This window comes from Bacillus sp. AFS037270, assembly GCF_002585305.1.
Genome location: NZ_NUNF01000038.1, coordinates 1 through 12,669, shown reverse-complemented (window position 1 = coordinate 12,669; position 12,669 = coordinate 1). Strand labels below are relative to the sequence as shown.

At 40.0% G+C, this 12,669-nt stretch carries 16 protein-coding genes and 1 pseudogene; 14 read left to right on the top strand and 3 right to left on the bottom strand.

The genetic code is table 11. The features are described from left to right. Nucleotides 1-7: 7 nt before the first annotated feature. Together pfkB and COD92_RS18740 are read right to left on the bottom strand one after the other, a co-directional pair. Nucleotides 8-925 carry a 1-phosphofructokinase gene (gene pfkB / locus COD92_RS18745; protein WP_098531030.1) on the bottom strand — a complete coding sequence of 306 codons (918 nt, stop codon included), beginning with the start codon at nt 923-925 and terminating at the stop codon, nt 8-10. Beyond that, nucleotides 922-1,671 (bottom strand): DeoR/GlpR family DNA-binding transcription regulator, encoded by a 750-nt coding sequence (locus COD92_RS18740; protein WP_098531031.1) that lies wholly within the window; start codon nt 1,669-1,671, stop codon nt 922-924. The genes pfkB and COD92_RS18740 overlap by 4 nt, the downstream gene beginning before the upstream one ends. Nucleotides 1,672-1,978: 307 nt before the next feature. Here COD92_RS18740 and COD92_RS18735 point away from each other — a divergent pair, with 307 nt between their 5' ends. The 5 genes from COD92_RS18735 (at nt 1,979) to COD92_RS18715 (ending at nt 5,712) form a co-directional block, all read left to right on the top strand. Continuing rightward, a complete protein-coding gene (locus COD92_RS18735; RefSeq protein ID WP_098996439.1) occupies nt 1,979-2,671 on the top strand; it encodes a hypothetical protein in 693 nt (230 codons plus the stop codon). A gap of 259 nt (nt 2,672-2,930) precedes the next feature. Next, on the top strand, nt 2,931-3,797 hold the full coding sequence (locus COD92_RS18730; protein WP_098531033.1) for a pentapeptide repeat-containing protein: 867 nt from the start codon (nt 2,931-2,933) through the stop codon (nt 3,795-3,797). A 91-nt stretch (nt 3,798-3,888) separates the two neighbouring features. After that, complete coding sequence (locus COD92_RS18725; RefSeq protein WP_098531034.1) at nt 3,889-4,383, top strand: HIT family protein; 495 nt, start codon at nt 3,889-3,891, stop codon at nt 4,381-4,383. Between the two features lie 2 nt (nt 4,384-4,385). After that, the gene (locus COD92_RS18720; RefSeq protein ID WP_369689367.1) at nt 4,386-5,087 is read left to right on the top strand and encodes an MOSC domain-containing protein; all 702 of its coding nucleotides are present in this window, start codon (nt 4,386-4,388) and stop codon (nt 5,085-5,087) included. 73 nt (nt 5,088-5,160) lie between these two features. After that, nucleotides 5,161-5,712, top strand: a complete 552-nt coding sequence (locus tag COD92_RS18715; RefSeq protein WP_255295285.1) for a uridine kinase family protein — start codon at nt 5,161-5,163, stop codon at nt 5,710-5,712. Nucleotides 5,713-6,115: 403 nt separating this feature from the next. Here COD92_RS18715 and COD92_RS18710 read toward each other — a convergent pair whose 3' ends face one another. After that, nucleotides 6,116-6,451 (bottom strand): YqzG/YhdC family protein, encoded by a 336-nt coding sequence (locus COD92_RS18710; RefSeq protein WP_480254056.1) that lies wholly within the window; start codon nt 6,449-6,451, stop codon nt 6,116-6,118. 92 nt (nt 6,452-6,543) lie between these two features. On the opposite strand from COD92_RS18710, the gene COD92_RS18705 reads away from it, so the two are divergent. From COD92_RS18705 to COD92_RS18665, 9 genes and pseudogenes are all read left to right on the top strand, one after another. Further along, complete coding sequence (locus COD92_RS18705) at nt 6,544-7,062, top strand: GNAT family N-acetyltransferase (protein ID WP_098531037.1); 519 nt, start codon at nt 6,544-6,546, stop codon at nt 7,060-7,062. A 1-nt stretch (nt 7,063) separates the two neighbouring features. Next, nucleotides 7,064-7,602: pseudogene (locus COD92_RS18700) on the top strand (GNAT family N-acetyltransferase). 104 nt (nt 7,603-7,706) lie between these two features. Beyond that, nucleotides 7,707-7,928 (top strand): hypothetical protein, encoded by a 222-nt coding sequence (locus COD92_RS18695; protein ID WP_142950574.1) that lies wholly within the window; start codon nt 7,707-7,709, stop codon nt 7,926-7,928. Between the two features lie 262 nt (nt 7,929-8,190). Beyond that, entirely contained in the window at nt 8,191-9,438 is a 1,248-nt protein-coding gene (locus tag COD92_RS18690; RefSeq protein WP_098531040.1) for an MFS transporter, read from the top strand. Between the two features lie 91 nt (nt 9,439-9,529). After that, nucleotides 9,530-10,069: an HD domain-containing protein gene (locus tag COD92_RS18685; protein ID WP_098531041.1), complete on the top strand. Its 540-nt coding sequence runs from the start codon at nt 9,530-9,532 to the stop codon at nt 10,067-10,069. Between the two features lie 45 nt (nt 10,070-10,114). Further along, the gene (locus tag COD92_RS18680; RefSeq protein ID WP_098531042.1) at nt 10,115-10,570 is read left to right on the top strand and encodes a DUF2269 family protein; all 456 of its coding nucleotides are present in this window, start codon (nt 10,115-10,117) and stop codon (nt 10,568-10,570) included. Nucleotides 10,571-10,800: 230 nt separating this feature from the next. Next, nucleotides 10,801-11,226 carry a DUF4395 domain-containing protein gene (locus tag COD92_RS18675; RefSeq protein WP_098531043.1) on the top strand — a complete coding sequence of 142 codons (426 nt, stop codon included), beginning with the start codon at nt 10,801-10,803 and terminating at the stop codon, nt 11,224-11,226. A 212-nt stretch (nt 11,227-11,438) separates the two neighbouring features. Further along, nucleotides 11,439-11,951: a GNAT family N-acetyltransferase gene (locus COD92_RS18670; protein WP_098531044.1), complete on the top strand. Its 513-nt coding sequence runs from the start codon at nt 11,439-11,441 to the stop codon at nt 11,949-11,951. A 332-nt stretch (nt 11,952-12,283) separates the two neighbouring features. Next, on the top strand, nt 12,284-12,454 hold the full coding sequence (locus tag COD92_RS18665) for a YezD family protein (RefSeq protein WP_176541238.1): 171 nt from the start codon (nt 12,284-12,286) through the stop codon (nt 12,452-12,454). Nucleotides 12,455-12,669: the final 215 nt, after the last annotated feature.

Genomic DNA, 12,669 nt, shown 5'->3' with positions numbered 1-12,669 from the left:
TTCTCCTTTAGAATAATTTCGTTTCGAGCTTAACTTGCGGAAGTAAACTTTCAATTTTTTCAGGTGTACAAAGGCCGATTGAAAAGGCAGTTGCACTTCCTGAGGCAACGCTGAAGCGGAAGGCCTCTTCAATTGATTTTGTTTTTTCATAGGTTGCTAGAAAACCTGCTACCATTGAATCCCCGGCACCAACTGAGCTTTTGACTTCGCCTTTTGGAACTGTGGCGATGATCGCTTTGTCCTTGTTAATAAGGACGGCACCTTCACCCGCAAGGGAGACGATGACATTTTGTGCACCTTGCTTGATAAGTTCTCTTCCATATGGAATGACTTCTTCACAAGTAGAGAGTGTTGTATCAAAAAGGTCACCAAGTTCATGATGATTAGGCTTGATTAAGAAAGGCTGTAATGGAATCACCTTTTTTAATAAGTCTCCTTCAGCATCAACGACAAATTTAATACCTTTTTCATTACAGATCTTAGCAAGTTGTTCGTATGTGCTCGTCGGCATTGTGGAAGGAATGCTTCCTGCCAAGACAAGGGCATCTTCGCTTGTTAGGTCATAAATTCTTTGCTTCAATGCTTCGAAGTTTTGTTCCGTAAGGCTAGGACCTGTTGCATTGAGTTCCGTTTCCGAATCAGACTTTACTTTTACATTGATTCTGGTATCTCCATCAACCCTGACAAAATCAGTGTTAATTTCAAGTGACTTTAAGTAGTTTTCAATATAATCGCCTGTAAAACCGCCAATAAATCCAAGGGCTTTGTTGTTCATATCTAGTCTTTTTAAGACTTGGGATACGTTAATCCCTTTACCGCCAGGCAATTTAGTTTCTTTTTTTGTTCTGTTTAATCCACCTAAAGTGACTTGTTCTAGTTCAACGATATAATCGAGTGATGGATTTAGAGTTAATGTGTAAATCATGAAGTAACCACCTTTATTTTTGTCTTACGGGAATACTGCTCCTTGGTATCGGGGTCAAGCTCATTTGTTAAGATCGTCGCTTCGTGAAGTCCGGCTATTTTCGCAAATGCAATTTCAGAGAACTTGGACTCATCCGCTAAAACATAGGCTTCACGAGATAGGTTAATAGCTTGTTGTTTTATCATGGCCTCTTCTTGATCAGGAGTGGTATAACCTAGTTGGGTGTGTATTCCATTTACGCCCATAAAGCATTTATCAAAACGATACTGTTCGAGGCTCTCAAGTGCACCGCGGCCAACCATGGCTTTGGTGGTGGGCTTGATATAGCCTCCTAATAAAAATGTTTTTATATTTCTGTCGAGAAGCTCATTTGCATGCATAAGGCCGTTTGTTACTACGACAATATTACTAGGAAGAAAAGGAATCATTTCAAAAATAGTGGATCCTGCATCTAGATAGATACAATCTCCTTCTTCCACTAAGCTTCCAGCGTATTGAGCGATGTCCCGCTTAGCTTGAAGGTTTTTGGATGATTTCTCTGTCATGCTGGGTTCTTGCAGCTTTCCTTGAAGTCTGGCCGCACCACCATGGACTCTTTTAAGAAATTTGCCCTCTTCTAGCTGAGTGAGGTCCCGGCGAATGGTTGATTCTGATGAATTCGTAAGTTCGACTAGTTCTTGCAGCTTAACCGTATTTTTTTTCTTTAATGCTTCTAGAATAATTTGATGGCGTTCAGGCTCTAACATCCTATCTGCCTCCTAAAAACGCTTTCATTACTTGTTTGTGGTTTTATCTTACTGTTTTTTTTGATAAAAATCAACCAAAAACTTTCATAAACATTCTTTACCAATCAAAAACATTCACCATTTTGACGTAATTTAATAAAAGGCTTTAAACCTTATAAAATAGCAAGTAATTAAGTCCTAATGTCATTTATTTGGTATAATAATGTTGATATTGGTAATTTTTACTTGGAAATTGACGACTGTTTCTTTACTAGTTTTGCCTGTTTTTGATAAAAAATCATAGGTATTTTGGAAGGGAGTCATTGGAGTGTTATCTTTTGAGGAAAAAAAGGCTATTTTTCATTCATTTAAGTTGAAGGAAAAGAAGAACGGTAATGGAAAGGTGAGCTTTGTTTATCCTGAGAGTGTTCAAAAGGGACAGGTTTTGGCCACCCAATTACATCCAAGTGGAAATGGCTACGTGGTCGGAAAATATATGTCAGAGGAAACAATCAAGGAACACGGTTATCAGGTGGATCCACGCGGCTGGATCTCCATCAAGGTTTTCTCTAAAGAAGAGATAGCAAAGGTTATAACGGAGGCTATACAGTCAATGTCTGGGGGGCATGTGGAGGCGCTGCTTCCGGATGGAGATACTAGTGTGGTTGAAACTTTTGAAGAGAAAACTCCTGTAGCAGATGAGGATAGGTTGGCCACTGCTATGGAAGTTGTCGATGCTCCTGAAGTAGTAGAAGGTGAGACTGTTGAGGGTCCTGAGAAGGTGGAAGCTGCGTCTTTGGATACGATTGAAGGTCCTGCTGATGAAAAAATGGCTGCTGGCCGTGCTGAGAGGGAGAAAGAGGAGGATCCTGTCCAACAGGGTACATATGAGTTTTATCCAGGGTCGTGTCTATTGGCCTGGATGGGGCTGACGTTGTCGACAATGGAGTACGGGTATTTGGTATGGAGGAAGGCAGTTAGAGATTTGGTTGGTGCTGCTCCTACGGGGGATAAAGAGTAAAAATGGTATTTTGTATTGCACAAGTGATTGTATTGCTTGTGTGTTTTTTTGTGTGGATTGATTGTTAGGCTTAAAGACAAAAATACAGATTAGAGTTTGCCCAATTAAGACAATTTACCAATAAATCTATTAACCTGTGCCCAATCGAACCATTCAATCCCTCAACTAACTAACACGATCATTATCACTAGTAAAAATCCACTCCCACATCCCTCCATTTTGTTTTATAGTAAAAGGTAATAGAAAGGAAGTGAATCTATTGTCTAATCACACGGTTTTATCACATGATGACCGCGTCCATAAGCATCTTCACGCCAAGTGCGAAGACTGCTTCGGTTTATGCTGTGTTGCCTTGCCGTTTGCTGCTTCTTCGGACTTTGCATTAAACAAAAACGGCGGAACACCATGCCCGAATCTACAATCAGACTTTCGTTGCGGGATCCATCAAAACCTAAGACAAAAAGGATTTAAAGGTTGTACTGTATATGAGTGCTTTGGGGCCGGACAAAAAGTTTCGCAAGTCACGTTTCAAGGAAAGGACTGGCGCAATCACACCGAAATAGCCAAAGAGATGTTTGGAGTATTCCCTATCGTGCAGCAGCTTCATGAGATGCTTTGGTACCTAACAGAAGCCCTATCATTAAAAGCGACAGCATCCATCCACACAGAACTCCGTCAAGCCATCGAACAAACAGAAAAGCTGACACTCCTCAGTCCCGGCGGACTTACGCAACTCGATGTACCGGCACACAGAGCAGAAGTAAATACTTTACTTCTAAAAACAAGTGAACTCGTACGTGCCGATTCACGACCAAAACATAAGATACCCCGAGGAACCGATTTAATCGGAGCGAAATTAAAAAAAGCAGACTTGAGAGGAGCTAACTTAAGAGGGGCCTACCTGATTGCTGCAGATCTAAGGGAAGCGGACCTAAGAACCGTCGACTTTATTGGAGCGGACCTCCGCGATGCCAACCTTAGCGGAGCAGACCTGACAGGGAGTATTTTTCTCACTCAAGCTCAAATCAATGCTGCCAAGGGAGATACCGAGACTAAGCTGCCTCCATCACTTACCCATCCAATCCACTGGGGAGTCGAAAAGCAAAGCAAGACCCAAAAGAGCTAAAGGTAAGTTTTTTTTAATTACCTTTTTATTCCTTTTTTTATTCATACCTTTTATACTAAAAAAGATAAGCTCATGAGCAAAGGGGAAAGCAATGAGACAAATCACGTTATCTAACGGAACCACCGTTGAAGTTGAATGTTTAAGCTGTGCATTATCGAGTGGAATGGTAGAACCAGATGGTGGAGTTGTCATTGAGACGGAACACTTTCACGCGCACCAGGATGTCGCCTACCCCATTAAAGGATTAATCATTTTAGCGTCAAAACGGCATATTTATGGTTTTGATGAATTAACGGAAGAAGAGAAAATTGATTATATTAACCTATTAACAAAAATAAGAAAAGCGCAAAGAGAAGTTCTAGACATCGAGCACGTTTATTATTTTTATAATGAGGATACGACCCACCATTTCCACACGTGGATGGTTCCACGGTATGAATGGATGAACGATTTTGGCCGTTCTGTAGAGTCTCTAAGGCCAGTTTTACGCCATGCTAGAAATAAAATGAATGATCAAGAAAATGTGAACGAGGTAATCAAATCGATCAGCATGCTGACAAAAGCATTACGGGAAGAGAGGGAATAAAGATGCTACTAAAAAAAGCTTATGCTGGCTTGCCAAAAACAGTTGGGAAAAAAGAGGCCAACCAACCGATGGAACGTGAATGGACGAGTGCTATTTTTAAAGAACCTGTCCAAGGAGCGGTCTGGGTTGGAAAAACAAGTTTAACAGGGGATGGCCAATATGATCAGAAAAATCATGGCGGACCTGAGAAAGCCGTTTTTGCTTATTCCTCCGAGCATTATACATACTGGCAAAATGAACACAACATTACCGATATTTCCATAGGCGGAATGGGAGAAAACTTTATACTCGAGGATGTAAAAGAAGACTCCATTTCAATTGGCGATACCTTTCAAATTGGCGAAGCCGTTGTTCAAGTTTCGCAGCCACGGCAGCCTTGCTGGAAGCCTGCCCGCCGGTTTAAAACGAAAACATTAGCTTTGTTATTACAAAATACAGGCCGAACCGGCTGGTACTTTCGTGTTTTAAAAGAAGGTCTAGTGGAGGAAGGCCAAACGTTCACCTTATTGGAACGGCCTTGCCCTCAGTGGACCATCCAGAAATGCAATGAAATTCTCCATGGTCAAAAACAAGATTTTGAAAAAATGCAGGAACTTGCCGCCTGTGAGTTTCTGGCCCCAGGGATGAGAGAAACTTTACAGCAGCGTGTTGAGAAACGAGAGACACCAGACATTCGAAATCGTGTGTTTGGTCCTAACGATTGAACGTACCAATAAGGAGGTTTTTATCGTGGAGTTTAAGGTGAAAAAGGGAGAATTCCCATCATTTGAACAATGGATAAATTCTGTTCCTAACCTTCCAAGAAAACAATCAACCCTTTTAATCGCGATTGATGGCTGCGGCGGTTCAGGTAAAAGTACTTTAGCCAAACTATTATCGGAAAAAAGGCCAAATGTAATCATTGTCCATATGGATGATTTTTATTTTCCAAGAGAACAAATCATTCAAAGACCGCCGATCCAAAAACCGATTGGTGCTGATGTAGATTGGCAGCGTGTTTTGAAACAAGTAATTGAACCAATCAGTCAGGAGCGGCCTGCCCGTTATCAGCGCTATGATTGGGATTCAGACCAATTAGCGGAATGGCATGATGTCCCAATTGGAAAAATCGTCATTATTGAAGGTGTATATTCCTCCCGAAATGAATTAGCCGGTTATTATGATTTTACGATTTGGGTTGATTGCCCGCGCGAATTACGACTGTCTAGAGGGATTGAACGGGATGGCGAGTCTGCACGTGATATCTGGGAAAATAATTGGATGGTTGCAGAGGATCTTTATGTACAAAAGCACCGGCCACAAGATCGGGTAGATCTTGTGGTTGAATGACCGGAGCATGGGGAAAGAGAGGACTCAGGAAACTAATGGCCTCTTATTGACGACCGAAGAAAGGGAAAAAAGAGCCCCAAGGTAGCCAATAGCCCGTATTGGCGACCGAACAAGGGGAAAAAGAGCCTCCATGGTAGTCAATAGCCCTTATTGGCGACCGAGCGAGGAGAAAAAGAGCCCTCAAGGTAGCCAATAGCCCTTATTGACGACCGAACAAGGGAAAAAAGAGCCTCCATGGTAATCAATAGCCCTTATTGACGACCGAACAAAGGAAAAAAGAGCCTCCATGGTAGACAATAGCCCTTATTGACGACCGAGTGAGTGGAAAAAGAGCCCATAGGGTAGTCAATCAGAGTTATTGACCACAATTCTTAAGGAGGGGCAAATTTTCAAATTCCCTTTGTTACCTAGTTGTTTCTCTAAAGGTGATATTAATGACTTGGTTAGTCGCAGGGTTAAATTCGATGTCCACAAAGACACCAAATTCTCTCTTGTTATCTCTTAACCAGAGTTTAAATTTTTCTGTGGCGGATTTGGGACCTGTTACTCTCCCTACATGAAGGTAATCGATAATTTTTGCTTGTGGATACCTTTCATGGGTCTTCTTCATTGCTAATGTACCCCATTTGGCATATGGCGGAATCGGTTTTTGCTGAGCGGCAGCCATATGGGGGAACTGACTTAATCCCATATCTATAGAAATAAACGTAATAATCAAACTGAATAGAAGTTTTTTCACATTATTACCCCTTTTTCTTTAGCATTACATTTCGGGTTGTAACTTATGTTGGAAAAAATTGAAAGACGAAATTTAGAAAGGAGAGAGCTGTTTTGGAAATCCGCTTATTAACGCCACCCGATGCTGAAATTTACTGGGCATTACGACTAGAAGCATTAAAGAATCATCCCGAGGCCTTTTTAACTAGCTATGAGGAATCAGTCAAAAGGGATAATGCAGTGGAACAAACAGCCCGAAACTTTACGTCAAAAGGGAACTACACTTTTGGAGCATTTGATCATAATGAACTAATTGGTGTTGTCACTCTTCTTCAAGAAGAAAGGATGAAAATTCGCCACCGGGCAAACATTTTTGCCATGTATGTCACCCCAAGCAAACGGGGATTAGGCGCAGGGAAGGCATTGATGACTGCTGCCATCAATAAAGCAAAGGACATCGAAGAAGTCGAACAAATTAATTTAAACGTAACCGCCAGTAATCAACATGCAAAACAGCTATATAGCAAACTTGGCTTTCAGGAATTCGGATTAGAGAAGAATGCTTTAAAAATAGGTGGAAAATATTATGATGATGCTTATATGGTATTACATTTAGATAAGGATAGGGAATGACATGCTGAGGGATAAAAACATATTTTTAAGACCCTTTATAGAAGAAGATAGTGAAGCGCTATTGGATTTGCTAATTCGAAACAGGTCATTTTTCGAAAAATTTTCAATGGAGAGGTCAAGGGATTTTTATACACGAGAATCCCAGAGTAAGCGGATTGAGCAATTCGAGGAGGACCGGAAAACTGACCTAGCGTATAACTTTGGAATTTTCAAGCATGATAATTCCTTAATAGGTACCATTAACTTATTTCAAGTCCTCAGAGGCTCGCTCCAAAGTGCCTTCATTGGTTATTTTTTAGATGAGCAGCATAACGGTAAAGGCTACACATGACGGAAGCAGTTAGACATGTGGTAGATTATGCGTTTAATGAATTGAAGCTGCACGCGATTGAAGCAGGAGTAATGCCGCATAATATCGGTTCAATTCGCGTTTTAGAGAAATCCGATTTTCATAAAGAAGGATTCGCCGTGAAAAATGTTAAGATCAACGGCAAATGGGAAGACCACCAAGTATTGGCGATTATCAATCCAAACAATTAACAACGTTCATGCTGCAAGATGACCGTTGTTTTCTTTTATTAAAAATTAATGAAAGCGCTATCATAAATGTAGTTTAGGTAGTATAATTATATAGAGGAGCAAGTATGTCACATCTTAATGAACAGGGAAGGGGTCGTTCAAGTATGACAGAAAGCATTTATTCACATTTGAAAAAAAGAGGGGTTGTTGTACCAGAACATTACATTCAACCTTTAAAGGCACAGTGGGATGCACACCAGATTTTAAATAACAGTCCGAATCTTAATAACTATACAGAGTTTAACCTTAGCGCGAAACACCTTACAGAGGAGCTTGATCACGAGTAAGAGTGGGGATTCCATAAAGTTACAAAAGTCCCTTGATTCTTAATAGAAATTAAAGTAAGATGAATATACGTTATAACGAAAGGGTGACTTAAAGTCCGATGATTGACTAATCCTACTTTTGGAAAAAATTCAGATAAACGAACATATTCTGGATAGGATTAGTGCGGGCTTTTTTAATAAGCAGGGCGAAGTGAACAAGTGCTTGGCCGTTTTATGCCCTGTATTGCCTCCTGTCCGGATTGTTGGATAAGGAGGTTTTTTTATGGAAAAAGCAAGTACAAATACAAATGTTTCAATTGGTTCTTTATTTCGAAATAAGGTCATTCAGACGTTATTGCTCTCAACTTTCTTTCTTCAAATTGGGGTTTGGGTGCGAAACTACTCCATCCTGTTATATGTGGTAGAAAAGACAAATGAAGATCCTGTCGCTGTATCACTGATTTCGGTAGCCGAATTTGCCCCCATCTTTCTGTTTTCTTTTATCGGCGGGACCTTTGCTGACCGATGGAAACCGAAAATGACGATGATATGGTGTGATTTTCTAAGTGCTGTTTCCATTTTTGTGGTACTGCTCGCGCTATTCTTTGGCGGCTGGAAGGTTATCTTTTTTGCGACATTGGTATCGTCGATCTTATCACAGTTTTCACAGCCTGCCGGTATGAAGCTTTTTAAACTTCATGTAAAAGAAGAACTTATCCAAATGGGGATGTCCATTTACCAAACCATCTTTGCTTTGTTTATGATCGTTGGTCCGGTGCTTGGCACGTTTGTTTACCAGCATTTTGGAATCGATGCGGCGATTGCCATCATGGGAGTAGCTTTTTTACTTTCCGCTGGAATCTTATTCTTACTGCCATCAGATTATGAAGTAGAAGAAAAGGCAGAAGCTACGACGTTACTTGAAGAGATGAAGGCTGGATTCAAATATGTCTGGCAGAGCCGTTCCCTTACATTGCTTGGTGGTTGTTTTGCCGCAGCGGGCTTAGCGTTGGGGCTTACGCAGCCGTTAGCTGTATTTCTCGTAACTGAACAGCTTGGTTTGCCGAAAGAGCAGCTGCAATGGCTGATGGCGGCATTTGGAATCGGGATGATTTTAGGTGGAGGCCTTACAGTCGGCTTCACGAAAAAGACACCACCGCAGATTTTGCTTGCGATTGGTATGGGTGTCAGTGCCCTTGGCTTTTTGGTAATGGGGCTTTCCGATATGTTTTGGTTGACCTTGACCGCTCAATTTATCAGCGGTTTGTTTATGCCATGTGTTCATATTGGAATTAATACCATGATTTTAAAGAATACTGATGCAGCTTTTATTGGCCGGGTTAATGGGATACTAAACCCTATATTCATGGGTTGTATGGTGATTACAATGACAACAAGCGGGTGGTTGAAGAAGACTTTTTCACTAGTTTCGATGTATGAAACGACAGCACTGCTTTTTGTGGTCGGAGTCCTTTTTCTAGTTCCTTTATTCAAGGGGTCTACGATATTGGAAAAAAGTAAAGAAGCATAATTAATACTTTGAGGAGCTTGGACTACCAAGCTCCTTTTATGTTTTCCTTTTAATTGGTAAAATTAGGGTTGAAAAGAAGGAGGATTCACATATGGATGTCATTGAAAAAGCGCTGCAAATCGCAGCCAAAGCCCATGCAAATCAACGCAGGAAAGGAAGCGATATTCCCTATATAACTCATCCGGTTGCGGTAGGGATGATCTTAATGAAGGCTGGTTATAACGATATACTAATTGCAGCTGGAATTCTCCATGATACGGTAGAAGACACTGACCTTACGTTGGTGGATATTGAACATGAATTTGGCACCGAGATTGCAGAAATTGTGAAGGGATGCTCCGAACCGGACAAATCTTTATCGTGGGATGAGCGCAAATTGCATACAATAGAATACCTTAAGAGAGCTCCAAGTGATATTTGCACAGTTGCTTGTGCTGACAAATTACATAATATTCGTTCTATCTCCAATGATTATCAACGGATTGGGGATCAAATCTGGAGTAAATTTAATGCAGGTAAGGAAAAGCAAGAATGGTACTATAACCATATTGTAGATAGTCTGAAATCACAAAACTCCTTTCCATTAGTAGAGGAATTGGAAAAAGCAGTCCACAACTTATTTAAGAAATAAATATGGTAGAATGGGATCATTGGAAATGGAACGGAGGCTTTTGCAGTGATATCATTCTATAAAATAATTGTAGTTATTCATATTTTTTCCGCCATCATCGGTATGGGGCCGGGGTTTATCTTAACAACCGTTGTTAAATCAGGGAATAACATGACTGAATTAAGACATTCATATAGGCTCCGACACAAACTTCATATTTTTGTCATGGCAGGCGGTACTCTGCTTCTGATAACAGGTTTAACAATGGGCTTTTTAAATCCCAGTCTGTTTCGAATGGGATGGTATGTGACAAGTTTGATTTTATTTCTAGCAGCACTTGCGATAGGACCACTCGTATTATCACCAAGGTCAAAACCTGTAAAAGCATTGTTGGCCGAACATCAAGGTGAGGAAATACCTGAGGAGTATTGGCGTTTATCGAAGATCTTATTTCGTTATGAATACTTAGAAAACGTGATTTTCATTATCATTATCGCACTTATGATTCTAAAACCATTTTAACTAAGAAAGGTATGGCAAAGATAACAGTGCCTGCCTTTCTTTTTTTGACTAAAAAATTAGTAATTGTTGTAATGTTCTACAAGTATTGAAACGTCTTGGTATAACAGACCATACGCCTGCACACGATTTTGTTAGTTGAAGGGCCGTTTAACTATACAAAAAATTAAATTCAGGTTAAACTGTATTAAATATTATTCATAGAATTCCAATGAGAAAGGTAGGTATTTTGGATGGCTGACAATATACGTTCAATTCCTCGTCCGCTTGTAAAAACAAACCAATGGGTTATTGTTCTAAGTGTGGTCTTAACATGGGTATCTGGTATAGAGTGGCTTTTATTAATACCGCTTCTTTCAGGTTTAAGCGGACTCTTATTTGGATTTAATCCGATTATGCAGCTTGCAAAGCAATTTTTAAAGAAGGATCCTAAGGCTTATATTCCTGAGGATTGGGAGCAGCAGCAGTTTAATCAGAAGATTGCCGTCTCGTGTTTAGCAATAGGCTTTATTAGCTTTTGGGCGGGATGGAATACGTTGGGTTATATCTTTACCATTTTAGTTGCAGTGGCAGCATTTGTAGCCATTCTGGGCTTTTGTATCGGTTGCTTTATCCATTACCAATGGAGGCAATATAAATATAGACGTTCCATTCATTAATCTTAGTAATTCCTCAAAAGCTCTTGATAGGTTCAAGGGCTTTTTTATTTAAGTAAAGCACATCAATTCTTAATACTGATTTATAATCAGATATTTTTGTTGACTGATAAAAGCTGGACCCCCTAAAATTAAAGATTGGGATGGAAAATTTAAGTAATAGGTTCGAAATTATTAATAAAATGTGAGAAAACAGAATAGGAGTATAAGGGATAATGTTCATACGTGATGCTGTAGTAAAGGAAATGCCGCTGATTCGAGAACAACGGATTGATGCTTATGAAATACATGCCAATAGCATTCCAGAAGGCCATTGGAGAGCATTGAAACAAGCCATTTCATCCGATGAGGATACCAATCCTAATATTGAACGAATTGTGGCAGAATTAGACGGGAAGATCGTCGGCAGTGTGGTTTTATATCCAGCTAAAACTGATGCCTACGAAGGTAATGTGGAGAAACTGGATTATCCTGAAATCCGAATGCTTGCCGTTGCTCCTGACGCTCAAGGTAAAGGGATTGCAACGAGGCTGATTTCTGAATGTATCATCAGGGCAAAAGCAAAAGGCTGCCAGGCGGTCGGTTTGCATACCGGAGAATTTATGACAGGTGCAATGAGATTATATGAACAGCTGGGATTTGAACGTACCCCACAATACGACTTTGTACCTGCCAATGACGGTATCATAGTAAAAGCCTATCTCCTCAACTTTGATAAAAAAATTTGATTATTAAAATCTAAAAATTTAATAAATTATTAAAATTATTTCAAAACCCACTTGACACCTCGGAAAAGTCAGAATAAAATAAAACTAATTAAAGCCCAAATTAAAAAACAAACAAATAAGGTAAAGCTGATTGGACCACCAAAGGCTTATACTCCTCACACAAGTGCCGGGGGTATAAGCCTTTTTTAATAGAAAGGAGTGTTTGTGAGTTGGCTTATCCTATTAGTAAGTGTAGTCCACATTGTAGTCAGTCCGAAGGAACCTTAAAATTTTTTACCTATAAAACCAAGTATTCTTATGTGATATTGTTAGATTAAGAGGAGAGTGGAATTATGACATTGGTGGATCAAGAAAGAACTAAGGTGATTTTAGAGGCATTAAAGAATATCCAGTATGGTTCTCTTACGATAACGATTCATGATGGAGCTATCACACAAATTGATAGGACGGAGAAAACCCGTTTTGAATTAAGACGATCTTCTACAAAAAATCAAAGAGTTTAAGACTAGCCGATCAGTCGACTGAAGGCTGCTTAATTTTACATAGCTTAAGAACTTTGCTGCCTATATTTCGTGGCGAATTCATTGTCTTAGGTTTGCTAAAAATTAGGCAGCTTTTTTTCTGAGATAAGAAAGTATAAAAGTTTTGACTTAGAGAATTGTCTGGATCCAGCGCCTAGCCCCTCGAGGTCACAAGCATATCCAGTTGCGGCTCCTTG

What these genes read in the sequence shown, in the direction of transcription:
- pfkB (WP_098531030.1), bottom strand. Translation starts at nt 925, where the DNA reads ATGATTTACACATTAACTCTAAATCCATCACTCGATTATATCGTTGAA.
- COD92_RS18740 (WP_098531031.1), bottom strand. Translation starts at nt 1,671, where the DNA reads ATGTTAGAGCCTGAACGCCATCAAATTATTCTAGAAGCATTAAAGAAA.
- COD92_RS18725 (WP_098531034.1), top strand. Translation starts at nt 3,889, where the DNA reads ATGAGACAAATCACGTTATCTAACGGAACCACCGTTGAAGTTGAATGT.
- COD92_RS18720 (WP_369689367.1), top strand. Translation starts at nt 4,386, where the DNA reads ATGCTACTAAAAAAAGCTTATGCTGGCTTGCCAAAAACAGTTGGGAAA.
- COD92_RS18695 (WP_142950574.1), top strand. Translation starts at nt 7,707, where the DNA reads ATGTCACATCTTAATGAACAGGGAAGGGGTCGTTCAAGTATGACAGAA.
- COD92_RS18690 (WP_098531040.1), top strand. Translation starts at nt 8,191, where the DNA reads ATGGAAAAAGCAAGTACAAATACAAATGTTTCAATTGGTTCTTTATTT.
- COD92_RS18685 (WP_098531041.1), top strand. Translation starts at nt 9,530, where the DNA reads ATGGATGTCATTGAAAAAGCGCTGCAAATCGCAGCCAAAGCCCATGCA.
- COD92_RS18675 (WP_098531043.1), top strand. Translation starts at nt 10,801, where the DNA reads ATGGCTGACAATATACGTTCAATTCCTCGTCCGCTTGTAAAAACAAAC.
- COD92_RS18670 (WP_098531044.1), top strand. Translation starts at nt 11,439, where the DNA reads ATGTTCATACGTGATGCTGTAGTAAAGGAAATGCCGCTGATTCGAGAA.
- COD92_RS18665 (WP_176541238.1), top strand. Translation starts at nt 12,284, where the DNA reads ATGACATTGGTGGATCAAGAAAGAACTAAGGTGATTTTAGAGGCATTA.